We start from the raw sequence: 24,759 nt of genomic DNA on the forward strand, positions 1-24,759 counted from the left end.
CCTATTTTCCTAAACAAAATTGACTAAATAATTCATTAACCAGTTCATCAGGGCTGCTTTCACCCGTAATCTCGCCTAGCGTATCCCAGGCACCGTTAAAATCAATCTGGGCAATGTCTACCGGCACCTCATCTTGGAGCGCTTGGATGACGTCTAGCAGCTGCTTTTTGGCCTTTTCCAGTAAGCCTACCTGACGTTGATTGGTAACCATTACTTGGTCCATTGAATTCTCAATGCCAGTAAAGAACAAGTCTTTGATGGCCTCTTCCAGCTGGTCTAGATTTTCTTCATGCAAAATTGAAGTAGCAATTACTTGGCTGCCAGTCAATGCTTCCAACTGGGATGCAAAAACCTTCTGACCCAAGTCGGTCTTGTTCAAAATTGTAATCCGTTTCTTGCCAGCTGTTGCATCAATTAAAGCCTGGTCTTCTGCGGTCAATTCCTGACTAGCATCAAAGAGCAGGAGCACTAAATCTGCTTTAGAGAGCGCCCTTTTGGACCGCTCAACCCCAATTTTTTCTACCTTATTATCGGTTTCCCGAATGCCAGCCGTATCAACTAGCTTTAGCGGAACCCCCCTGACTGCAACATATTCTTCCAACGTGTCTCGGGTTGTACCAGCCTCGTCCGTGACAATGGCTGTATCGCTCTTGGTCAAGTAGTTCAGCAGCGACGACTTGCCCACGTTGGGACGGCCAATAATTGCAGTAGCAAGACCATTGCGCAAGGCTGTCCCTTCTGATGCTGTTTCGAGTAAGGCGTTAACCTTGCCAATGACTGACTTGGACACGGCAATCATTTGCTTGGCCGTTACCGTATCAGCGTCATATTCAGGATAATCAATATTGACCTCAACATTAGCCAAGGTATCCAAAATTTCCTGGCGCATTGCCCGTATGCGTTCAAGCAAACCACCTTCAAGCTGGTTTTCTGCAACTTGACGAGCTCGGTCCGTCTTAGCTCGTACAATGTCCATCACGCTTTCAGCCTGAGTTAGGTCAATGCGTCCATTAACAAAGGCCCGCTTGGTAAATTCTCCTGCTTCTGCCATCCGGGCACCCTGCGTTAAAAGCAGCTGCAAGATGCGGTTTGTAACTACGATTCCGCCATGGCAGTTGACCTCCACGATATCTTCACGAGTAAAAGTCTTAGGTGCACGCATCACGGACACCATCGCTTCATCAATTACCTGGCTGCTTGCCGGATCTACTACATGTCCGTAGTGGATAGTGTGCGTTGGCACCTTGCATAAGTTGGCACCCTTAAATACGCCATTGGCAATTTCAACTGCATCTTCACCAGACATGCGTACAATCGAAATGCCTCCTTCGCCAATCGGCGTTGATATGGCCGCAATTGTGTCATATTCTGTCAGAGTCGTAACCATGATTCTCTCCTTTTTTCAATAAAAAAAGCGCATTATAACACCATGAGAGCCATGATGTATAAAGCACTTTGACTGCTTTATCTAAAAATCACTTTAGATTAAACTCTTAATTTTAAATATTATTTTTTGCGTTTTAGCCGTTTGTAAGTCCGGCGCAATTGGCGTTGCCGTTCGCGCTCCTGCTTGGCCTTTTGTTCCTGCTCACGCCGATATTTAATCGGGTTTTGCAAGATAAAGGTTTGTACTACCTGGAAGAGGTTGGAGATAACCCAGTAAACAACAATCGCTGACTGGAAGTATAAACCCATGACACCAACCATGATAGACATACCGTAAGTCATCATCTTCGTTGAGAAGTTCTGTGACTCCTTTGGCGTTGACAACTGGCTGATGTAAGTTGACAAGAAAGTCAAAATCATCGACAAGATTGGCATGATAAAGTATGGGTCCGGCTTACCCAAGTCCATCCATAGGAAGTGACCCGTCTGCAATTGCGGCGTTTGCCAAATTGCGCCATACAAGGCATACATCACTGGTAGCTGGATAACAAGTGGCAGGCAGCCTGCATACGGGTTAATCCCAGCCTCTTTATAGAGTTTGTTAGTCTCCTGCGACAGCAACGTACGCGATTCAGTATCACTGCCTGGATACTTTTTGCGCAAGGCATCAATCTCGGGTTGGATACTCTGCATTTTAGTTGTGCTCTTAATTGAAATTGCACTAAGTGGATACAAAAAGACCCGCACAATAATGGTAAAGGCGATAATTGCCCAGCCATAATTGTTGCCCATTAATTTAGCTAGCCACAACAGGAACGTCGACATGTAGTAAATGACCCAGCGATTCCACCAGTTCCCACTAGTATGCGAAACCGGCGCTGGTTTGCCTGCTGATGCAGCACAACCGGTCAAAACCACGGCTAATGCAACAACTGCCAGCAGTGCAAGCACCCGTTTGACATTCCTCTTGGTTAAAATGTCTTTCACTCTAATCTCCCTCAACTTTATCAGGTATTTCTTCTATAATATTAGCCAAAAAGAGGGCGTGGAGCAAGTTTTTCCTTACTTCTGCCATCCTAAAATCACGGGCATGGGGCCTTGCAATCACCAAAAAATCAGTGTGCGGCAGCAAGCGTCCTTTATTTTCAGTCAAGACTGCGCGAATATAACGTTTGAGGCGGTTACGGACCACAGCAGTGTGCCCCACCTTTTTACCTACCGAGATACCTACGCGAAAGTGTCTATTTTCTGGCCGCTCAATCTTGTAGACCACAAAGGCACGGTTTGCTACTGAATTACCAGCTTTAAAAACACGTTGAAAATCATTTTCAGTTTTAACGCGATAAGACTTTCTCAAAACGTTTCATTCCACTCTTTGATATTAAAAAAACCACTGGGATTTCAGTGGTTTAAGCAGATAAGACTTTTCTTCCCTTTGCACGGCGTCTAGCCAAAACCTTGCGGCCGTTAGATGTGCTCATCCGTTTCATAAAGCCATGAACTCGTGAACGGTGACGCTTTTTAGGTTGGTAAGTTCTTTTAGTTGTCATTAAACTACACCTCCAATAATGTGCTAGTTGCACAATTTAATAACTAGAATACCATTGTTGCGGCCAAAAACCAAGCAAAATCGCAAAAATAATTGCGTTAATTACCAATTTAAGGATAATTTGCAGCTTGGCTTATCCTGGGCGCGGTGAACTTTGCCTGCTTTTTACGATAAATCCGCCTTGGCAATCTCAATCGACGGGTAGTGCCCGAGTGTCAGCAAGTCCGTGTCCAGCGGGCAGCTGTAGACCATATAGTAGTCGTCTTCACCTTGATTAGCAGTTAACTCGGCCAGCTTTTGCCGGGCGCGACCAGCATCCTGCGTAATAAAAACGACGCTGACAACGCCCACCCTCTCCGCCGCATGCACACTATTTTCAACGCTGCCCTTCAGTATCACCTTCAAGTTGTCGTCGTCTTTCAGTTCCTGCTCAATATAGTCTTGGTAATCCATCCTAATCCTCCACAATAAACATATGAACAATTCTGCTTAATGTTACCGGGCCTAACTGGCGCCGTCAACCGTATCTTCAGGCAAAGCCGAGCAGGAGGGACAGTAAGACAATAGAACTGCAGCCGCCTGCATAACAAAAGTCATGTTTTGATTAAAGATTCAAACATAACTTTTTTAGTACTATCGCGGTTGGCTACTTAATCGTAATGTTGCCATCTTTACTGGTAACCTTGAGGGTTGGCGTTTTGTTTACTATGGAAGTGAAATGAGATAACTTATAATGGCCCCGGAATTTAATATCGCTGTTAGGATCGGTTGAGAGATCATAAGTGATTTTAGGAGCATCATTCATTTTGAAATTACCATTATTTGTTTTGAACGAACTGTTGCCAAGCATCTTAGAATTTCTAATCTTAACGTTACCTTCGGACAAAAATGCCGTTGCTTTAAATTTACTGTTAGCAATAATCATGTCCGCATCATCTGAATGTATTATGCTGCTTGCCAACGTTGAGTCTGTTACTTTTAACGTGCCCTCTTTCAGTTGAAAATGAGCTCTTTTGTTATCGACATTATCAATAACAACATCCCCATAATTTGCTTTAAAATTGATGTCGGGAATAACTAAATCGTTCAAGTAAATGTAACCATCATGACAGGAACCGGTCGCTTCTTTGATAGCATTCGTATTAGGAACCGTAATAATAACTTGATAAGTGCCTTCATCATGGGCAAAAGCTTTGCGCCCGGCATCAGAGATAGTTAATATGTGATTCTTGACATTAGCCCTAACTTTTCTGAGGTCTGCGCCAGTAATTGTCACTTGGAATTTTTTGCCCCGTGAAATTTGAACATCCGGCTCGTACACATCAAATTTTACCTTGGTAAAATTGGCCACCTTGAACGTTTTTGCATGATCGTCATCGTCTTTGCGTGGCTTCGAACCAGTCATTTGCGTAATGCCTGTGTGAACCTTGTTAAGGGCACGATCACCATTGTTCATCTTTCCAATAATAAACAAAATTATTCCGATAATTACTATTACACCACTGATTTGATAAAACTTTTTCATTGTTTTTCCTTTCCCTGGTTAGAGATACTAGTTTGGTAATAATTTTGCTTTAAAAACTTTCTACCCACAAAGCGCATGAATACAGCAAGTTTAGCAATTAAAAATTTTATCGCCTTAGCAATAATTGGCAGAAACAGGAGAACTACTCCAATGCCCAATAGTCCGATACCTAAATGGAAACTTCCAATTGCCCAATTACTAGTGAATAACAGTGCAAAGGCCTTTAGCAAAGTTATCCCCCCAATAACAAAGAAAGCAAACATAACAGCCATAAAAGCGGCTAAAAAAGCGAACCCTACTGCTAGGAATAAAAGCAACGCTAAAACAAACGGAATTCCTATTGGTGCTGCAAACAATCCGAACACAACATACCAAATTGTTTTCAAATTTGAACGTGAACTCTTCGTCTTAGTTGCGCCATCATCCTTAACGACATAATCAGCCAAGATTTTATGTGCCAACTGCTTGGGTGTTCCTAGTTCCTGCTCAATTGCTGAGTAATTGGTGAAGTGGCCATCTAATAAGGATTTCCTATAGAATTCAATGACTTTTTGGCGGTCTGCTTTTTGCATGTCTGTTAAGTTCTTCTTTAACTTTAAGAGGTAATCATCAATTATTTTTTCCATCATCTTCTCCTAATATTTGATCAACTTTTGCGCTAAAATCTTGCCATCCTCCTTCAATAGCTTGTAATAAAACTAATCTTTCACCAGTGATGTGATAGCATCTGCGATTCCTTCCTTGATAGGACTTGTCATATATTTTAAAAATTACTCTTTCTTTAATCTTCGTAAAATCTGATAATCAGCTGATTCTGAAATATCAAAGATTTCTTGAACATTTTGTAGTAACGCATATCCATAAAGATCTGTTTGCTTTAAAAAAGCCAAAACCGTACCATTTAACAAACGAGTATGTGTTTAAATTATCATTCCCCCTATTATATTAGGTATGATATAATAAGTATATCCTATGCAAAAAAATAAAAATAAAAAAGTCATATTTGAAATACTTTGACCATATATGACTTTTCACATCAATTACTCAGTCAAATAGTTTATCCCGTGCTATAATTATTTCGTATTTACTATTTTTAATAGACTTATGGCTTTAGCAATATCAAATCTAGTTTGAAAAAACCAAAAAGTTTTGAAAAATCTGACTTTTTCAAAACTTTTCTTTAATACTTGGTATAGACGTTACCAGACTATACAGCAAAATATTATTAAATTGCTCTCAACTTATTGTTGTAGAGCTTTTTACTATTAACACCAAAGGCTGAAATTACTATGCCTATTATTGCCACAGTTTGTACTCTTGCCACTTTTACGCAATAACGAAGAGTTATCAGTCTTTGGTTCTTGTCCTTGCAATGCTAATACTGGATTTTCCATAATTCACACCTCCTTTCATATGCTTTAAATTTCTTGATTATTCATTTTAAGTCATCATCAAAAACCTTTTGCCACTTTTATTATTAACATATAATTATATATTTTTTATATACATGCTGACCGTATCCTACACCATTACTACTTTTACGTAATAATGAAAATTATCTAATACCGGGTTTTCCATGTTATTCACCTCCTCTTCTAAACTAGATTTAAAATAATTTCGCGGCTATTGGAAGTGGGAAGAATGTGTACCATCGCTTAGTTCCTACCCCTAGCAAAGCTAATATTGTTCCTCCTGCCCCAGTAGTTATATCCATTGAACATTTCAAACCAGTAGAACCTGAATAATATAACTCATTAGTTCCATTTGAAAATAGATACATATTTAGGCCTTCTAAAATATAATCCATTAATTGATCGTCTTTAAAAGTAGCACTAACAAGAGTTCCCAATATCAAGAAACCAGCATATCCATCAAGGGTTCCGCCCTCTACTGTAGAAACACAGTAAGTAGCACTAATTAAATCACGTAAAATCTTTTTTCTATCATTGTTAAGATATGTTTTTTGATCTTCATAGATAGTTATCATTGAAATGGCTACTCCAGCGGATCCATCATTTAAATAAGGAATTGCTCGTTTGATTTTTCTACTGGTATCATTTACATATAAATTACCATCTTGGTCATATTTAAGTTGATACTTAATAATATAATCGATAATATCAACAGCAACATTTTTATAATTTGTTTTTGTAGTTTTCTGTCCTACTTTATACAGAAAAAGTGCTTCACCTGCCAGTCCATTTAAAAGACCGGTGTTTTCTGTCTTTACGGGTTGGGCTTTTCGGCTTAAAAAGTCTTGCTCGACAATATTAGCCGCTTCATAACACATTTGTAACAGAGAATTATCATGAGTTAACAGAAATCCTGATAAAAGGACTAGGCCAATTCCCGAAACACCTGAATAAATAGAATTATCTTGTACATTCGGTAGTTTGATTTTCTTTAACAGCTGTGTCGCTTGCTTTTTTTCGCCCAAGTCATATAAAACAGAGCATATTCCAGCTAATCCATCAAAAAGTCCATAGGATTCATTGTCATTTAAATTAATGGAAGATATTATTGCAAGATTGTTCGAAAGCCAATTGTCTAGATTATTAATAATTTCATCTGGAATGCCTCCTGAACGGGTTAAGGCCATTATCCCTCCAAAAGCACCATAACCGATAGAATACCGAGACATATTATTTTTATATTGTTTAATATCACCTTTAATTAAACCCTGGCTATTAAAATCTAGATTATTGATAATTCCTGCTCTTAACTGATTAACAAAAACTTCTTTATTAATTTTAGTCAACTTTTCACTAGGTAAATTTAAAAACTCTTTTATGAATAATGGCGAACCATCAACATCAGTATGCCTAGCAATTTCTAATCTAACTTGTTCTAAGAATCTTACTGCCTTGTCTCCAAATATAGACTTTATTCTGTCATTATAGATAGTCCTTATCTCCGGTGAAATACTGCTATTAGCTGCTTCTATGGGCATAAATAGAAAATATGCTATCTTTCCTAATGCAAACCAATCGGCTTCACCATAAGTATTTGCATTATTAGACCCGGTTCAAATTTCGTATTAGGGTTCTCCGCTTCTTCAAAATCAATTAACGTTATTTTGTGTTGATTCTCAGAAAAGATCACATTAGAAGGCTGCAAGTCTCCTATGGCAACGCCTTGAGCATGGATAGCCTTAATTGCTTTAATTAGCTCATTTATAATGAAAGTGGCATTCTCTGAGTATTTTTCCAAATCTTCAGATTTATATTTTAAAGTGTTAAACGGAAACTTAAATGCTATAAAATCATCCAAAGTATCACCATCAACAAAATCTTCCTCCAGATAGTTATGTTGCCAAGCAGTAAAATAATTATTTACATTGACCACAAATGGATTATCTTTCAAATTATTTAAGATTCTATATTCTGATAAGACTCGATAAAATCCATCTTTTCCTTTAGAATCCAAGCCTGCTTTAGGACGTCCTTCTTTAAGTACGCAAGGCCGATTATTAATTGTTGCTTTATAAACCCCGCCAGAATTACTAAAAATTATGGGTTGAGATATTTTATATCTATTAAATTCACTATATTCTGAAATTAGAATTTTTTTATTTTGTCGTTGTATTTCAATAGGTTCTTTAATAAAGTCTGGCAAGTAATAATACGGGACTCTTTGGTCAGGAACCAAATTTCCGTTAGAATCTTTGATAGCATCTATTCGTTGCCCATCTTTATTTAAGATCATTTCTCTGAAACCGCCATACCTAAAAAAGATATTGCCGTTTTTCCATTGTTTATCGTTCAATATATAAGGACCATTAGTATAGAGCTTGGTTAAGTCATCTAGCTTATCCAATAACTCAATAAATGATTTTTCCGTGTGCGGATAGATAGTAATAAACTTACCTGAAGAGGCTCTATCTGCGCTTTTTGAATTTTTTTCAATCAACTTATCAATTGTAGGAACAAATTTGAATGAAATATTGATGCTTATTAGGTATTTTGAAACCACATACAACTCTTCCTGAGCTTCCTGTGGAATTGCCGTTATATGTATTTTCCAGCCTTGATCAGGCATATCTTGTTCATTTTTATTCATCATGTATATCCAATCTCTATCGATGGTATACATCCAGTCATGCGGTGAAAAATCAGGAATTGTAAGTCGATCTGCTGCTTTATCTATAAAATTGGGCTCAGAATAAAATATACTGTCTTCATTCTTACTGAAACTTAAATATCTATCGTCTAACATTTTTTCACCTTATATATCTGTCTTCAAAACTTGCTCTTTAACAAAATTTCTATATTTAGGAACGGTTTTAAGTAACTGCTCATGGGTTCCTGAAGCAGTGATCGTTTTATTATCTAAAAAATAGATGTTATCTGAATCAGTTATAGTAGACAGCCTGTGGGCTATTGCTATTATGGTTTTCCCTTCCATAACTTGTTTTAAGGCTTGGGAAACCTGTTTTTCTGAATCAGCATCTAAGTTAGATGTAGCCTCATCCAATACCAAAAAACTGGGTTTTTTTAGATAAGCTCGCGCTATTTGAATCCTTTGCCGCTGTCCCCCTGAAAGCTTGATTCCCTGCTCTCCAACAAGTTCATCAAGACCGTTATCCAAGCTGGCGATAAATACCGCTAAATTCGCTATTTCTATAGCTTGATTAATTTCATTACTTGAAGGTACTTCTTTTAGTCCAAAGACCAAGTTGTCATAGATTGTCCCTGATATGATGTAATTTTCCTGTGATACTACTCCAAATAATGAGCGCCAATCTTCGAGATTTACTTCGTTGCTATTAATTCCATTTATGGCGATTTCTCCCGCCGTTGGATTATATAGTCTAGTAATAAGGTTAATCAGCGTTGTTTTGCCAGCTCCAGAAGAACCTACAATTGCAATCTTTTGTCTTGGCGGAAACACCATATTAACTTCTTCCAAAACTTTTTTATCACCATAGGAGAAGCAAAGATCTTTAACGGATAAGTTATAAGGTGTAGCAATTTCTTTACTTGAAGCATCAACAATGTACTTTTCCTTATTTTCACTAAGAATCGCAATGATTTTAGCTACTGCTCCCTTTGTCTGCTTATAATTAGGATAAAAGGAAGCAATAGTATTTATTGGTCCAGTAACTTGAAAAAAATAGATTAAAAATGATGTTAAAGTGCCAATAGTTAATGTGCTCTGCTGGACCCTGTAGCCACCATATAAAAAAACCGAAACGATCAAAACAAAAGATACAAGGCTTTGAACAGGCGATAAAATGGCATAGACTGCCTCACTTTTAACTGATAACTTGTACAGCGCGCGTAACTTTTGACCAAATTTGCTTAAAACATTTTCTTCTGCTTCGTTCAGTTTTACTGCCCAAATATTTCTAAAACTTTCAGTCACAATGCCGGTCAAATCACTTAGGCTTCTTTGCGAATTGATTGTTAGTCTTTCTTCGAAATTTCCCAGAGGAATGGTAAACATTGCATCCAAAGGAAAAATCAAAAAGATTAACAGCGTCAATTTCCAATCTAATGAAAACAAAACAATAAAAGTACCTATAACCGTGATAATGCTCGTGATGAATTCTGGAACAACTCCAGTAATAAAATTTTTGACTAGTACAGAATCATTTATTACCCTACTCGATAAACGACCACTGTCTTGATTATCGAAAAAGGGAATTGGTAAATGAATTAAATGAGATTGTAGTAGATTGCGAATTTGGGCAATTTGCCCCTCGCCTTCCCTACTAATCAGAAAATTTCCTCCTGCACTAGTTATGGTTTGTAAAACCAAAATAACTACTAATTTAGACAAGAAAGATAAAGATAACGTTGATTTAAAAACATTTTTCAAATCAATTATGTTTTTAATATACAGTGGTGTGATTATTCCCAACCCGCTACTGATAATTACAAGTATTAGCCCAAGCCAGAAAAATTTATTAAACTTTATGAGTTTAATCGTTTTTAAATCTCGATAAAAAATTTTCTTTTCCTCATTATTGTTTAATTAATATATATAAATTTATAGCCTGACATTAAATATTCAAAAAGTATAGCAATCATAAAAATAATTCTCCTTATTCAATTTAGATTTAATAATCTTTAAAACTGATTGAAACCAAAAAAGTCATATGTGCGAATTTTTAACCACATATGACTTTTTTGATTACTTATTTGTTTTCACTGAGGAATCTTTCAAGTTCCTTACCATATTCTGGCATATCCAAGAAGGTAACTACCTTGACAGATTTTTGACATTCATTCATATACTTTGAATCGCCAGTTGTATGATATTTAATGAAATTTTCAAGTGGTTTAAGAAGATTTCTATGGAAAAACAACTCCGGACGATTCGGAAATGTCTTAGACATGGCAATGAAGGCCTCGGTTTCCTCATAGCGCTTTTCTTCAATACATATAAACAACAAATTGACGATAATTGCTAACACCTCTATCTGAATATCCAAGTTATTGCTGCTACTAAATTGTTTAATGGCCTTGCGTGCAATCAGAAGGTTGCTATCAAGATTATAAAGCCGCATGAAGCTACAATACATGGCCAAAGATTGCAAATCAAAGGTAGTAACATTAAATATCTTATTTTTTATCGCGGCCTTGGTCTCATTATCCAATTCTGCGACATTGTTATTCACCAATGCTATGTAGCCTTTGACTAAAACGAGCAAGTCTTTTTTATTGGGCAATGTTTCCTGTTCAATCATAGCCTTAATGTGTTTTAACTTATCAAGCGAACTTTTATAGTACGCCTCACCAATTAATTTCTTTAGTTCATATTCTCGATCATACTGCAGGCTCTTTTCCAGGTTGATATTCTCAAAAAATTCTGCGGCCGAAATGTTGTTATAATCAAGCAGGCTGACCAAGTCGTCTGCCGTAATCCGGTTGAGGCCCTTTTCAATCTTGGAATAGAATGACGGACTAATCGCGGTTCCGGCCCACTCCTTCTGGGTCTTATTGGCCAGCAACCGGTAGTGCTTCAATAATTCATTAACTTTCATTTTTGCCACTTCGTTCTAAAAGGTCAGCCAAATTAGCTGTTTGCTTTAATTATATCATTTATAAGGCGTTTTAATATCATTATATTTTGACAATTTCACCGTGAAACCGCACCGCGCCCGTCTTCAATCCCATCGGTTTCTGCTATACGCTGCAAGAATTGCCTGGCCGAAACCCGACGCTTCATTTCATTAAAATTCCGCACCCGACTTTTTAAATCCAGAAGGCGCGTTGCATTCCTCGTTAATTTTTGCCGACTCACGGCCGCAATTAATATGTAAGGACAAAATAAAAATAGCATTCAATGCAGTGGATCAAACTCGTCCCGCGAAAATTTGCGTACCCCATTTTGCGTCCTCACCTAATCCCGCGCTTGTTCAAATTCACGCCTGCTTTTTTATCCACAGACAAAGAATCACAGCACTTTACACAGACTTATGCACAGCACCCAGCTTGTTCAAAAGATTATGCACAGCATGTGGATATCGCGCCGCTGATTTCGCCTAATATATTGGTACTATCGCAAAAAATATCCACAAGAAAACATGCAAATAAACTCATTTAGCCACTTTTTAGACTAAAATTTGTGCATTTGCCTTAAATCTTTATCCACATCTTGTTAATTCTGAATTCTTTTTATTCACCTGTGGAAAACATCTTGCTTAGATGGTAAAATAAGTCTTGCTTAACGTCATCGGAGGGACTTATCTTGTTTGATATCAATAAATTTTGGCAGCATTTTAATAACGAAATGCGCGAGCGTTTTAACGAAGTGGCTTACAATGCGTGGTTCAAAAACACCAAGCCTATTTCCTATAATAAGGAAACTCATGAATTGAAAATTACCGTCCAAAATACCGTAACCAAAGGGTATTGGGAGAAAAACTTGGCCTCACAGTTGATTCAATCAGCTTACGGCTACGACAATATTGAAGTCTTGCCGGTCTTTCAAATTGAAGGGGACAATAGCACCGAACGCATAGTGACCCCCAAGCCACAGCCCCAAGAAATGCGTGATCGCTCCCCACAAGCAAGTTCAAACGTATTCGTACGCAATCTTAAGCTCAATGAAAAATACACCTTTGACAACTTTGTCCAAGGCGAAGGCAATAAGTTGGCAGCAGGCGCTGCTCTGGCTGTTGCTGACAGTCCTGGTAGTTTCTACAACCCACTCTTTATCTTCGGTGGCGTTGGTTTAGGTAAAACCCACTTGATGCAAGCCATTGGCCACCAGATGCTGGCGGAGCGTCCAAACGCCAAGGTTGTTTACATTCAAAGTGAAACCTTCGTTAATGACTTTATCAATTCAATCAAGAACAAGACCCAGGACCAGTTTCGTGAAAAATATCGCACTTGCGACCTTCTGCTAGTCGATGACATTCAATTCTTCGCCAAAAAAGAGGGTATCCAAGAAGAATTCTTCCATACTTTTGAAACGCTCTACAACGACCAAAAGCAAATTGTCATGACTAGTGACCGCTTGCCCACTGAAATTCCCGACCTGTCTGAGCGGCTGGTTTCTCGCTTTACTTGGGGCCTGCAAGTTGAGATCACCCCGCCAGACCTTGAAACGCGGATTGCAATTTTGCGCAAGAAGGCCGAAGCAGAGAACCTTACGATTGATGACAGTACGCTAGATTACGTGGCTTCCCAAGTTGACACTAACATTCGTGAGCTCGAAGGTGCTCTGGTCAAGGTCCAGGCTCATGCAACGATTGAACACGAAGACATCAACGTCAATCTGGCGCGTGAGGCTTTGGCTGACTTAAAGCTGGTTCAAAAGAATCGCGGGCTTCAAATTTCCAAAATTCAGGAAGTGGTCGCCAATTACTTCCAGACGTCTACATACGAGTTGAAGGGCAAAAAGCGGGTGCGGCAGATTGTTGTCCCCCGACAGATTGCCATGTATCTGGCCCGCGAGCTGACTGATTCCAGCTTGCCGAAGATTGGCCAAGAATTTGGCGGAAAAGACCACACAACGGTGATGCACGCGTATGATAAAATTAGTCGGGAAATAAAAACCAATTCTGATATTAAGACTGCCGTCTTTGATTTGAAACAAATGCTTGATCGCTAAAAAGTTATCAACTGTGGAAAACTCTTTGACTTGTACACACTTTCTTAACCGCACCGATTACGTTATTTTCGGCAGGCTTCTGCTTTTCAACAGAAATCACAGGACCTACTAATACTACTAATTAAATATATAATTAATATTATAAATAAAGATCCAACCAGGAGGCACCAAATGAAATTTACCGTAAACAGAAATCTATTCGTAGACAATTTAAACAACGTCATGCATGCAATCTCAGCGCGAGCAACTATTCCCATTTTGAGTGGCATCAAACTTAAGCTATCTGAAAATGAGTTACTCCTAACTGGTAGTGACACGGACATCTCAATTGAAACTCGGATTCCAGTAAGTGAAGACTTAACAGTTGAGTCAACTGGCGCGATTGTATTGCCAGCGCGCTTTTTTAGCGAAATTATTAGACGGTTACCGGGAAAGGAATTTTCACTTGAAGTCAAAGAAAGCTTCCAGACCCAAATTATTTCTGAAAACAGTGAATTCACGATCAACGGCTTGGATGCTAATAACTACCCAAGATTACCGGAAATTCCTGACGAGTCCTCTTTTGTTATCTCGGGCAAAACTTTCCGGGAAATTATCACTGAAACGCAATTTGCTGTTGCCACTCAGGAAAGTCGACTGGTGTTGACTGGTGTCCACTTTACCTTTAGCCCTAAGCAGATTCATGCCGTAGCGACCGACTCTCACCGGCTTTCCAGTCGGGCTCTGACCCTAGAAAATGGGCTTCAAGCCAAGACGGACCTAATTGTCCCAGGCAAGAGCCTACTTGAATTAGCCCGCATTATTGGCGAAACCGATCCTGAAATCAAAGTTTGCCCAGGCGACAACCAGGTGCTATTTGAAATTGGCAACATCCTGTTTTATTCTCGCTTGCTGGAAGGCAGCTACCCAGATACTGAACGGTTGATTCCAACTGAAAGCACAACTACAGCTGAATTTGACCTGGCTGAATTGTCGAGCGCACTGGACCGTGCGAGTTTGTTAACCCACGCTGGACGTAACAACGTAGTTGACCTGACCTTAGATGCGGATGAACAAAGCGCAAAAATATCGGGGGAGTCCGCTGAAATTGGCAACGTTGAAGAGGACGTAAGCTTCAAGAAGTTAGAAGGCAAGAACTTAAAGATTTCCTTCAACCCAGATTACTTGCGCGATGCCCTGCGAGCATCGGTAACTGATTCTGTAGTTATGGAATTCACCCAACCGCTGCGCCCCTTTACGGTCAACCCGGATAAAACGGACATTGATTTTGTACAGTTGATTACGCCAGTCAGAACCTTTTAAGTCTATCCAAAGCTTGAGAGAAAAAAGCCATCGAAGGATGACTTTTTTTACGGTCAAATTTTCTTAAGCGGTCAAAAAAGGCCCAAATTTTATCTTTCAGGTCTTTTGCTATAAAGTGTTTGTTTTGCCAAAAAGCGTTTATACGGCTTTATATTAGCTTTTAAAGTTGTCTTTTGCCTGTAAAACGAATATACTTAACATAAGTAATTAAATGGTGAAGGTGAAGATTATTAAAGAAGTTAGAGTAAAGGGTGGATATATTACCCTCAGTCAATTTTTAAAAGAAGAAAGCATCATCTCATCAGGTGGCCAAGCCAAGTGGTACTTGCAAGATCATCCGGTCTTATTTAACGGGGCCAAGGAAGATCGACGGGGCAAGAAGATCCGACCGGGTGACCAAGTTGAAGTCGCCCAAGAAATATACCAATTTCGGTAACTCTAAATGTATCTCAAGCATTTTATTGCGCAAAATTACCGTAACCTAGACCAGCTTGAAGTTGACTTTGATCCCAATGTCAATATTTTTATTGGGCAAAATGCGCAGGGAAAAACAAACTTGCTCGAGGCCATCTATTTTCTGGCATTAACTCGATCGCACCGCACAAGTAGCGACCGCGAACTGATTGCGTTTGACCAAGACTATGCCAATGTTTCTGGTCACGTCTATAAGAGTCAGGTTGACTTAGACTTGCGCGTTTTGCTTACCAAAAAAGGCAAAAAAGTTTGGATCAACCGGATTGAGCAGGCTAAATTGTCAAAGTATGTGGGTCAGCTCAATGCCATCTTGTTTTCGCCTGAGGACCTGGATCTGATTAAGGGTGCGCCGGCCTTGCGCAGGCGGTTTATGGATCAAGAATTTGGTCAAATCAATAGCGAGTATCTTTATTTTGCGGGTAAGTACAAGCAGGTGCTGCAGCAAAAGAACAATTACCTCAAGCAATTGGCCCAGGGTAAAGCCCATGACACCATGTTTTTGGATGTCTTGTCCGACCAGCTTGCAGGTGTGGCTGCGGAAGTGATTGTGCGGCGGTATAAGTTTTTAACCTACTTGAACCAGTATGCACGCGATGCATATGCGCACATCAGCCAAAGCGGTGAGCACTTAACCGTAATCTATCGACCTTCTGTACGCACTGTAACCGATCAGGATAGCGTCGAAGAGGTCTACCAAAAATTGCTGGCCAACTTTCACCAAAACAAGCAGGGAGAGTTGATTAAGGGTACAACTTTGAGTGGGCCGCACCGCGATGATATTGAGTTTGAGCTTGACGGCAAGGACGCACACCTGTATGGCTCGCAGGGGCAGCAGCGAACGATTGCTCTCAGTGTCAAACTGGCAGAGATCCAGCTGGTTCACCAGCTAAGTGAAGAGTATCCACTACTTTTGCTTGATGATGTGATGAGTGAACTTGACCATGACCGCCAGAGTGCTCTGCTTAATTATATTCATGGCAAAACGCAAACCTTTATTACCACGACGGATCTTGCAGGTATTTCCTGGGAAATAATTAAAAAGCCGCGAGTATATCGGATCGAATCTGGAAAGATTTATTTAGAAGAGGGGAAATTGAATGGCTGATAACAATAAGTCAAACTTTGATGAAATCAAGCAATATGAAAAAGAAGCCGACAAGTATAATGCCAGCCAAATTCAGGTCTTAGGCGGACTCGAGGCTGTGCGCAAACGCCCGGGCATGTATATCGGTTCAACCAGTTCGCAAGGTTTGCACCACTTAGTGTGGGAAATAATCGATAACGGAATTGACGAGAGCCTGGCTGGCTTTGCCAGCAAAATTGAGGTCACCATCAACGAAGATGGCAGCGTGACTGTCCAAGATGATGGCCGGGGCATTCCCGTTGACATTCAAAAGAAGACGGGCCGTCCAGCCTTGGAAACAGTCTTCACGGTTCTGCATGCTGGTGGTAAATTTGGCGGTGGCGGCTATAAAGTTTCCGGCGGCCTGCACGGCGTAGGTGCCTCAGTTGTTAATGCTCTGTCAGAAACGCTTAGCGTAACAACTATGCGTGATGGCAAGAAGTATCGAATTGACTTTATTCGTGGCCGGGTTCAGCATGAAATGGAAATGACCGGGACTGTGCCGCTTAGCGAACATGGCACGATCGTCCATTTCGTTCCTGATGCAGACATTTTCACCGAGACTACCTCTTTTGATGACCAAACACTCAAGAACCGGATTCGAGAACTGGCCTTTTTGAATAAGGGTCTGCGGCTAACCTTCACAGACAAGCGCAAACAGAGTGCTGAAACTGATGTTTACCACTTTGAAGGTGGCATTCAAGAATACGTTTCCTTCCTCAACCGGGGCAGTGATGTCCTCTTTGAAGAGCCTATTTACGTTGAAGGCAACGATAACGATATCAACGTTGAAGTTTCGCTGCAATATACTAAGGGCTACAAGACAACCCTAATGACTTTCGCCAACAACATCCACACCTATGAAGGCGGAATGCATGAGGCAGGTTTTAAAACTGCCTTGACCCGGGTAGTGAATGACTATGCCCACAAGACCAAACTGCTTAAAGACAATGATGATAACTTGTCTGGCGAAGATATCCGGGAAGGGATGACTGCCGTTGTCTCTGTTAAGCACCCCAACCCCCAATTTGAGGGACAAACCAAGACCAAGTTAGGCAACTCTGATGCCCGCACTGCAGTTGATCATGCTTTTTCTGAAACCTTTACCCGCTTCTTGATGGAGAATCCACGAGTTGCACGCAAGATTGTCGAAAAGGCGCAACTGGCTGAACGAGCTCGGACTGCAGCAAAGCGCGCCCGTGAAGTGACGCGGAAAAAGTCCGGATTGGAAATTGCCAACTTGCCGGGTAAATTGGCTGACAACACAAGTAATGACCCCAGCATTTCCGAACTCTTTATCGTTGAGGGGAATTCCGCTGGTGGCTCGGCTAAACAGGGTCGTTCGCGTTTGACTCAGGCTATTTTGCCTATTCGAGGCAAGATTCTGAACGTTGAAAAGGCTTCAATGGACCGGATCTTAGCCAATGAAGAAATTCGGTCGCTCTTTACCGCGCTAGGTACTGGCTTTGGAGCTGACTTTGACGTTTCCAAAGCTCGCTACCACAAACTGATTATTATGACGGATGCCGATGTCGACGGGGCCCACATTCGAACGCTTTTGCTCACGCTCTTTTACAACTACATGCGGCCGATGATTGAAAAGGGCTATGTTTACATCGCCCGGCCACCGCTATATCAGGTTCGTCAAGGCAAGGTGATTCGCTATCTTGATACAGATGAGGAGCTGCATGATTACTTGGGTAGCCTGCAGCCAAGTCCGAAGCCGACGGTTCAACGCTACAAGGGGTTGGGTGAAATGGATGCCGACCAGTTGTGGGACACTACAATGAACCCTGAAAACCGACGTCTTGACCGGGTTAGCCCGGAGTTTGCCAAAAATGTAGACGAAGTCTTTGAACTGCTCATGGGCAATGAAGTGGCGCCGCGGCGTAATTTCATCGAAACCAATGCTAAATACGTTGAAAACTTGGATGCTTAGGAGGTTTAAATGGATAACGACAATCAAAGTCAAGACCACAGAATAAGAAATGTCGATCTGACTAACGTGATGAATAGTTCGTTTTTGGACTACGCAATGTCAGTTATCGTGGCGCGGGCCTTGCCTGATGTGCGCGATGGCTTGAAGCCAGTTCAGCGGCGAATTCTTTACGGGATGAGCGAATTGGGCGTTACACCTGATAAGGCATACAAGAAGTCAGCCAGAATCGTTGGGGAAGTTATGGGTAAGTTCCACCCCCACGGCGATTCTTCAATCTACTTGGCCATGGCCCACATGGCCCAAGACTTCAGTTATCGCTATATGCTAGTTGATGGCCACGGTAACTTTGGCTCAGTTGATGGGGACGAGCCAGCCGCAATGCGGTATACCGAGGCTAGGATGAGCAAAATTGCAGTTGAGATGCTGCGGGATATTAACAAAAACACGGTCGATTGGCAGCGTAACTATGATGACACTGAAAATGAGCCTGTAGTATTGCCCGCTAGAATTCCTAACCTTTTGGTTAATGGAACTAGTGGTATTGCTGTGGGAATGACGACCAACATACCGCCCCATAACCTGTCAGAGGTGATTAAGGGCATTCATATGCTCATGAACAACCCTGACGTGACGGTCAAGGAACTGATGAAGGCCATACCTGGCCCAGACTTTCCAACTGGCGGCACAATTATGGGCCGCAGCGGTATATATCGTGCTTATGAAACCGGCCGAGGCAATATCGTTGTTCGGGCAAACACGAGTATTGAAACTGAAAAAAGCGGCCGTGAACGCATTGCTATCACAGAGTTGCCCTACCTTGTCAACAAAGCTGAATTAGTGAAGAAAATCGCTGATTTGGCCCGATCTAAAACCATCGACGGCATTACTGGCGTCCGGGATGAATCTGATCAGACAGGGATGCGGGTAACAATTGACATTCGTCGTGATGCTAGCGCCAGCGTTGTATTGAACAACTTATTCAAGCTGACGCAGATGCAGGCCAACTTTGGCATGAACATGGTGGCCATTGTCGATGGTGCCCCGCATTTCCTCAGCTTAAAGCAGATGCTGCAATACTACTTGGAACACCAAGAAGACGTTGTGACGCGCAGGACTAAGTTTGAACTGGCTAAGGCCGAGGCACGGGCCCACATCCTTGAAGGGTTAAAAATTGCCCTTGACCACATCGATGAGATTGTTCACATTATCCGCCAGAGTGAGTCAAGTGATATCGCCAAGGCTGCACTGATTAGCCGCTTTGGCTTAGATGACAAGCAGTCACAAGCAATTTTAGACATGCGGCTGGTCCGTCTAACCGGTCTAGAACGTGACAAGGTTGAAGCCGAGTTTAAGGACCTGCAAGCCAAGATAACAGATTACAAGGATATCTTGGCCAGACGCGAGCGTATCAACGAAATTATTTATGATGAATTGTTGGAAACCCAAAAGCGTTTTGGCGATGACCGGCGCACTAAAATTGGTGATGGCGAAGTTATTTCCATCGAAGACGAAGATCTGATTGAAAAGCAGGATGTTTTACTGACACTGACCCACAGTGGCTATGTCAAACGTATGCCGATTAACGAGTTTAAGACGCAAAACCGCGGCGGCAAAGGCATCAAGGGTATGGGTGTCAAAGATGGCGACTTTATTGAGAAGCTGATTTACTCAAGCACGCATGACCTGCTCCTGTTCTTTACCAACAAGGGCAAGGTATACTCCAAGAAGGCATATGAGATCCCTGAATTTGGCCGTACTGCCCAGGGCCTGCCAATTGTCAACTTGTTGCAACTGGAAAAGGGCGAGAAGATTCAGACAATCATTAATATTCCAGCTGATGCTGATGATCGCTACCTCTTCTTCATTACGAGACTGGGCGTAGTTAAACGCACGCACGTTAGCGACTTTGCTAATATCAGAAACAGTGGCTTAATTGCACTGACCTTGCGTGACGGCGATGAACTAAGCAACGTCTTAACAACTGATAGTGAGCAAGATATTATGATTGGGACCCACTTGGGCTATGCCGTTCGCTTTAACGAAAAAGCTGTCCGCTCAATGGGCCGAACAGCAGCTGGCGTGCGCGGAATCAACCTGCGTGACCGTGACTATGTCATTGGCTCTGGCGTTGTCAAAGATAGCGATGAAATTTTAGTCATTTCCGAAAATGGTTATGGCAAGCGAACATCTGCTGCTGAGTATCCAGTTAAGGGCCGCGGTGGCAAGGGTATTAAGACTGCTAACGTTACCGAAAAGAACGGCCCGCTTGCTGGAGTAACAGTCGTTGACGGAACGCAAGATATCATGGTTATTACCGATGATGGAATTATGATTCGGTTCAAGATTACCGATGTTTCGCAAACCGGCCGGAGTGCGATTGGCGTCCGTTTGATCAGAATTAACGGTGATAATCAGGTTGCCAGCCTTGCAATTGTTCCAGCTGAAGAAGATCAGGAAGTGGCTGAGCAAGAAGATGCACAAGAGGCATTGAAAGCTGACGAACCACAAGAATAATTGTTAATGTGAAACTATAAAAAATTACTGAACTTTTTAACGTATTTACTTATAGGGATAAATAAGTCCCACCAGGATCACGTGAAGATAGTTTGGTAATTTTTTTGTTTATGTGCTAGAATTAGAGATTGCGAGTAATAACTTAATTACTCCTTGTTCTTGGGATTTAGCAAGAACCATTTAGTCCAGAAGGAGGTGCACTAGTATGACAACTACTAAGTACGAAATAACTTATATTATCAAGCCTGATATTGACGAAGAATCAAAGAAGGCCTTGGTTGAAAACTATGATAAGGTTATTGCCGACAACGGCGGTACGATGGTTGAGTCAAAAGACTGGGAAAAGCGTCATTTTGCATATGAAATCAATAAATATCGTGAGGGAACATATCACGTTATGACTTTCACTGCTGATAACGCCGATGCTGTCAATGAATTTGACCGTCTGTCCAAGATTGACTCTGCCGTTTTACGCGCAATGATCGTCAAGATTGACAAATAAATGCAAAAACTTTATCGTTTTCGTGATTTAGGAAAGGAAGGACCGAAGTATGATTAATCGAGTTGTACTTGTTGGCCGTCTAACACGTGATCCTGAATTGCGTACTACTGGGAGTGGAATCTCGGTTGCTACGTTTACTCTTGCTGTTGACCGTCAGTATACTAACGCTCAGGGCGAGAGAGGGGCGGATTTTATCAGCTGTGTCATTTGGCGTAAGTCAGCAGAAAACTTCTGCAATTTCACGTCTAAAGGGTCACTTGTTGGTATTGATGGCCGGATTCAAACCAGAACATACGATGATAAAGACGGTAAGCGCGTGTACGTGACCGAAGTTGTCGTTGACAACTTTGCGTTGCTTGAATCACGCAAAGACCGTGAATCCCGCGGACAAAACGGCGGGTTTGCACCAAGTAATGGTGGCAATTTTGCTAATCCAAATACCACTAATTCGCCTAATACAGGAAATTCTAATCAGAATAACAGCCAACCAAGTGCTGCGCAAGATCCCTTTGCTGGATCTGGCGACACGATTGACATTTCTGATGATGATCTTCCATTCTAAACTTAAAGAAAGGACCTAGGATATGGCTCAACAAAGAAGAGGCGGCGGCGCACACCGTCGGCGTAAGGTTGACTTTATCGCAGCCAACCATATTGACTACGTTGACTACAAGGACGTTGACCTGTTGAAACGTTTTATCTCTGAAAGAGGTAAGATTTTACCACGTCGTGTCACTGGCACCAGCGCTAAGAATCAGCGTAAGGTAGCTAAGGCAATCGAAAGAGCTCGCATTATGGGCTTGTTGCCATTTGTTACTGAAGACTAAACAGTCAATAAATAAAGTTAAAAACACTGGGTTAAACGGCCCGGTGTTTTTTATATAGCCATTTTTGCTTTTTGGTGCATATAAAACTAAATTATAATTGCAAGCTTCGATGCCCATGATGCACATCAAAAAGGATATATCCCAGTATTTGTATTGGCATCAAAAAACTGAATGGATAGACAAACGGCGATATTTTGGGGGATTTGGTTAAATCTAGTGAACTAGTCTTAGCTGATGAACCTACGGGATCTTTAGCTGATCAAAACCGGGATGAAATCATCGAGCTACTAATTGAACTCAATAAAATGGGTAAAACTATAATCGTTGTTGCGCATGATGAGCATGTGGCGCAAGAATGCCACCATATAACCAATTTAGGATAGCTGTTCGTAAAATATTGTCAGGCGGAAGAAAATTCCGCCTTTTGGTTTTGGTCTAATCTCTGCAATAAAACTTGAAAAGTTTCTTCTCTAGCCAATACAAGGTATAATAATGATGTATTTTACATTAAATTAGGAAGGATCTTACATGAAAGATTTTTTACGTAAGCTTGAATTTCCTGCTTTCATTAAAGATTCACGGTTAACCGCCGCCGTCTCTGTTATTCTAGCTTTATCGCTTTTAGGCAGTATTGTGGCGATGATCATGAACCCTCTGTTTGGTTTAGCAATGGTCTTGATTTTCATCTTGACTGTTGTCTGCACCGTTTATGGTGCCTATATCTTGGCTGGCAATGCAAATAACTTTGCTGTCAGTTTGTCATACCGGATTAAACGCAGCGAGCAAGAAGCGATGATTAAGATGCCGCTGGGGATTTTGCTTTATGACAATGACCGGCAAATTCAATGGGTCAACCCCTACTTGCAGCTTTATTTGAGGGATGATGACTTGATTGGGCACACAATTGAGGCAGTTGATCCAGAATTAAATCAATTAATTGATAAGTCTTTAAAGTCAAAGACAGCTGAAAATCATACGGTAAATTGGGACGGCCATCAATTTGAAATGGTTGTCCAGGATGATCTAGGCGTTATTTATTTGCTTGACATCACGCGCTATGCCAAGATTGAGCAAAAATACAATAATGAATTGCCGGCTCTAGGTCAGATTTTTATTGATAATTACGATGAATTAAGCGAAACGATGCGCGATCAAGAATTAACGGCAACTAGTTCTTACGTGCAAAACACTTTGAGCAATTATGCCAAGAAGTTCAACGCTTATCTCAAACGCATTGATGAGGACCATTTTTTGCTGCTTCTCCATATGGAAGATCTGGAAAAGATGGAAAAAGACAAGTTTTCGGTCTTGGATAAAATGCGCCTAGAAACCAGTCGCAATAACACGCCTTTGACTTTATCAATTGGGGTAGCCTTTGGCAGCAGTTTGATATCTGAGCTAGCTGACCAAGCTCAATCTAACCTTGACCTAGCATTGGGACGAGGAGGCGACCAGGTAGTTTTGAGTCAACCAGGCAAGTCTGCCCGCTTTTATGGCGGTAAGTCCAATCCAATGGAAAAGCGGACTCGGGTACGTGCCCGAATGGTTTCACAGGCCATCAGTGAACTGTTTAAGGAGGCTGACCGCGTTTTCGTTGTCGGTCATGCTAGTCCAGATATGGACTCGGTTGGCAGCGGCCTGGGGGTCGTTAAGATTGCCCGCTTGCATGGCGTGACCGCTAACTTTGTTTTGGACGTCAATAAGACAAATTATGATGTTGGGCGTCTTGTGGCTCAGATGCAAAAGACCCAGGATGATGCCAAGTTGTTTATCGCACCGTCCAAAGCGCTGGATAGCGTGACAGACAAGTCAATGCTGGTGATGGTTGACCACTCCAAGTACTCGATTACTTATTCTAAGGACTTGTATGACCGGTTGAAGAACCGAATTATTGTGATTGACCACCACCGCCGCGGCGAGGAATTTCCAGAAAATCCGATGCTAACTTATGTTGAACCATATGCGTCATCGGCCTGCGAATTGGTAACGGAAATGGTTGAATACCAGCAGCCAAGTTCAGGCAAGCGGGTATTGACAGACCTTGAAGCAACAGCCATGCTGGCTGGAATTACAGTTGATTCCAAGGAATTTTCGTTGCGAACAGGCACACGGACATTTGATGCAGCTAGTTACCTGCGGTCGATTGGTGCCAGTTCCATGGGCGTGAGTGAGCTGCTCAAGGAAGACATTGACCGCTTTCTTGAACGAACCCGGTTGGTATCCAGCTTGAAGATGATCAAACCCAAGATGGCTGTTTTATGCGGACCAGACAGTAGAGTGATCGATCCGATCGTTACTGCCCAGGCTGCGGATACAGCCTTGGATTTAGACAATGTCGAAGCTGGTTTTGCCATTACCCGCCGAGATAAAGAGACAATTAGTATTTCGGCCCGGTCAATGGGCGAAATCAACGTCCAGGTAATCATGGAGAAGCTGGGCGGAGGCGGCCACTTGTCTAACGCAGCAACGCAGATCAAAGATAGCACGGTCCAAGAGGCACTTGCCAAACTGCTTGAAGCAGTTGATACTTATGAAAAAGAAATTGAATAAAGGAG

At 41.5% G+C, this 24,759-nt stretch carries 25 protein-coding genes; 11 read left to right on the forward strand and 14 right to left on the reverse strand.

Annotated features, from left to right (window positions below):
- Position 1 precedes the first annotated feature (1 nt).
- From mnmE to AC2JF7_RS01210, 14 genes are all read right to left on the reverse strand, one after another.
- On the reverse strand, positions 2-1,387 hold the full coding sequence (gene mnmE, locus AC2JF7_RS01145; protein ID WP_500726229.1) for a tRNA uridine-5-carboxymethylaminomethyl(34) synthesis GTPase MnmE: 1,386 nt from the start codon (positions 1,385-1,387) through the stop codon (positions 2-4).
- A 119-nt stretch (positions 1,388-1,506) separates the two neighbouring features.
- Positions 1,507-2,373 carry a membrane protein insertase YidC gene (locus tag AC2JF7_RS01150; protein WP_500726231.1) on the reverse strand — a complete coding sequence of 289 codons (867 nt, stop codon included), beginning with the start codon at positions 2,371-2,373 and terminating at the stop codon, positions 1,507-1,509.
- Between the two features lies 1 nt (position 2,374).
- Positions 2,375-2,743, reverse strand: a complete 369-nt coding sequence (gene rnpA, locus AC2JF7_RS01155; protein ID WP_500726233.1) for a ribonuclease P protein component — start codon at positions 2,741-2,743, stop codon at positions 2,375-2,377.
- Between the two features lie 52 nt (positions 2,744-2,795).
- On the reverse strand, positions 2,796-2,936 hold the full coding sequence (rpmH, locus tag AC2JF7_RS01160) for a 50S ribosomal protein L34 (RefSeq protein WP_003549412.1): 141 nt from the start codon (positions 2,934-2,936) through the stop codon (positions 2,796-2,798).
- Positions 2,937-3,100: 164 nt separating this feature from the next.
- Positions 3,101-3,403, reverse strand: a complete 303-nt coding sequence (locus AC2JF7_RS01165) for a hypothetical protein (protein WP_500726235.1) — start codon at positions 3,401-3,403, stop codon at positions 3,101-3,103.
- 178 nt (positions 3,404-3,581) lie between these two features.
- Complete coding sequence (locus tag AC2JF7_RS01170; protein ID WP_500726237.1) at positions 3,582-4,460, reverse strand: DUF4097 family beta strand repeat-containing protein; 879 nt, start codon at positions 4,458-4,460, stop codon at positions 3,582-3,584.
- A complete protein-coding gene (locus tag AC2JF7_RS01175) occupies positions 4,457-5,089 on the reverse strand; it encodes a DUF1700 domain-containing protein (protein ID WP_500726238.1) in 633 nt (210 codons plus the stop codon). The genes AC2JF7_RS01170 and AC2JF7_RS01175 overlap by 4 nt, the downstream gene beginning before the upstream one ends.
- A gap of 141 nt (positions 5,090-5,230) precedes the next feature.
- A complete protein-coding gene (locus AC2JF7_RS01180) occupies positions 5,231-5,368 on the reverse strand; it encodes a helix-turn-helix transcriptional regulator (protein ID WP_500726240.1) in 138 nt (45 codons plus the stop codon).
- 357 nt (positions 5,369-5,725) lie between these two features.
- The gene (locus AC2JF7_RS01185) at positions 5,726-5,854 is read right to left on the reverse strand and encodes a hypothetical protein (protein WP_500726242.1); all 129 of its coding nucleotides are present in this window, start codon (positions 5,852-5,854) and stop codon (positions 5,726-5,728) included.
- Between the two features lie 212 nt (positions 5,855-6,066).
- Positions 6,067-7,410 carry a lanthionine synthetase C family protein gene (locus AC2JF7_RS01190; RefSeq protein ID WP_500726244.1) on the reverse strand — a complete coding sequence of 448 codons (1,344 nt, stop codon included), beginning with the start codon at positions 7,408-7,410 and terminating at the stop codon, positions 6,067-6,069.
- A 23-nt stretch (positions 7,411-7,433) separates the two neighbouring features.
- Entirely contained in the window at positions 7,434-8,675 is a 1,242-nt protein-coding gene (locus tag AC2JF7_RS01195) for a class III lanthionine synthetase LanKC N-terminal domain-containing protein (RefSeq protein WP_500726246.1), read from the reverse strand.
- 9 nt (positions 8,676-8,684) lie between these two features.
- The gene (locus AC2JF7_RS01200) at positions 8,685-10,412 is read right to left on the reverse strand and encodes an ABC transporter ATP-binding protein (protein ID WP_500726394.1); all 1,728 of its coding nucleotides are present in this window, start codon (positions 10,410-10,412) and stop codon (positions 8,685-8,687) included.
- A gap of 187 nt (positions 10,413-10,599) precedes the next feature.
- On the reverse strand, positions 10,600-11,448 hold the full coding sequence (locus AC2JF7_RS01205; RefSeq protein WP_500726396.1) for a helix-turn-helix domain-containing protein: 849 nt from the start codon (positions 11,446-11,448) through the stop codon (positions 10,600-10,602).
- 95 nt (positions 11,449-11,543) lie between these two features.
- A complete protein-coding gene (locus AC2JF7_RS01210) occupies positions 11,544-11,747 on the reverse strand; it encodes a hypothetical protein (RefSeq protein ID WP_500726248.1) in 204 nt (67 codons plus the stop codon).
- Positions 11,748-12,155: 408 nt separating this feature from the next.
- On the opposite strand from AC2JF7_RS01210, the gene dnaA reads away from it, so the two are divergent.
- The 11 genes from dnaA to AC2JF7_RS01265 all read left to right on the forward strand — a co-directional run bounded on the left by dnaA (position 12,156) and on the right by AC2JF7_RS01265 (position 24,754).
- Positions 12,156-13,523, forward strand: a complete 1,368-nt coding sequence (gene dnaA, locus AC2JF7_RS01215) for a chromosomal replication initiator protein DnaA (RefSeq protein ID WP_500726250.1) — start codon at positions 12,156-12,158, stop codon at positions 13,521-13,523.
- 171 nt (positions 13,524-13,694) lie between these two features.
- The gene (gene dnaN, locus AC2JF7_RS01220; RefSeq protein ID WP_500726252.1) at positions 13,695-14,825 is read left to right on the forward strand and encodes a DNA polymerase III subunit beta; all 1,131 of its coding nucleotides are present in this window, start codon (positions 13,695-13,697) and stop codon (positions 14,823-14,825) included.
- Between the two features lie 211 nt (positions 14,826-15,036).
- Positions 15,037-15,261: a S4 domain-containing protein YaaA gene (yaaA, locus tag AC2JF7_RS01225; RefSeq protein WP_500726254.1), complete on the forward strand. Its 225-nt coding sequence runs from the start codon at positions 15,037-15,039 to the stop codon at positions 15,259-15,261.
- A gap of 6 nt (positions 15,262-15,267) precedes the next feature.
- Positions 15,268-16,404 carry a DNA replication/repair protein RecF gene (gene recF, locus AC2JF7_RS01230; protein ID WP_500726256.1) on the forward strand — a complete coding sequence of 379 codons (1,137 nt, stop codon included), beginning with the start codon at positions 15,268-15,270 and terminating at the stop codon, positions 16,402-16,404.
- A complete protein-coding gene (gyrB, locus tag AC2JF7_RS01235; protein ID WP_500726258.1) occupies positions 16,397-18,361 on the forward strand; it encodes a DNA topoisomerase (ATP-hydrolyzing) subunit B in 1,965 nt (654 codons plus the stop codon). The genes recF and gyrB overlap by 8 nt, the downstream gene beginning before the upstream one ends.
- Before the next feature lie 9 nt (positions 18,362-18,370).
- Positions 18,371-20,875 carry a DNA gyrase subunit A gene (gene gyrA / locus AC2JF7_RS01240; RefSeq protein ID WP_500726260.1) on the forward strand — a complete coding sequence of 835 codons (2,505 nt, stop codon included), beginning with the start codon at positions 18,371-18,373 and terminating at the stop codon, positions 20,873-20,875.
- Positions 20,876-21,080: 205 nt separating this feature from the next.
- Positions 21,081-21,377, forward strand: a complete 297-nt coding sequence (gene rpsF, locus AC2JF7_RS01245) for a 30S ribosomal protein S6 (protein ID WP_500726262.1) — start codon at positions 21,081-21,083, stop codon at positions 21,375-21,377.
- Positions 21,378-21,426: 49 nt separating this feature from the next.
- Positions 21,427-21,939, forward strand: a complete 513-nt coding sequence (ssb, locus tag AC2JF7_RS01250; RefSeq protein ID WP_500726264.1) for a single-stranded DNA-binding protein — start codon at positions 21,427-21,429, stop codon at positions 21,937-21,939.
- Between the two features lie 22 nt (positions 21,940-21,961).
- On the forward strand, positions 21,962-22,204 hold the full coding sequence (rpsR, locus tag AC2JF7_RS01255) for a 30S ribosomal protein S18 (protein WP_500726266.1): 243 nt from the start codon (positions 21,962-21,964) through the stop codon (positions 22,202-22,204).
- Positions 22,205-22,407: 203 nt separating this feature from the next.
- Positions 22,408-22,587, forward strand: coding sequence for a hypothetical protein (locus tag AC2JF7_RS01260; protein ID WP_500726268.1), 180 nt, complete (start codon positions 22,408-22,410; stop codon positions 22,585-22,587).
- A gap of 145 nt (positions 22,588-22,732) precedes the next feature.
- On the forward strand, positions 22,733-24,754 hold the full coding sequence (locus AC2JF7_RS01265; RefSeq protein ID WP_500726269.1) for a DHH family phosphoesterase: 2,022 nt from the start codon (positions 22,733-22,735) through the stop codon (positions 24,752-24,754).
- Positions 24,755-24,759: the final 5 nt, after the last annotated feature.

The organism is Lactobacillus sp. XV31L (genome assembly GCF_059900865.1).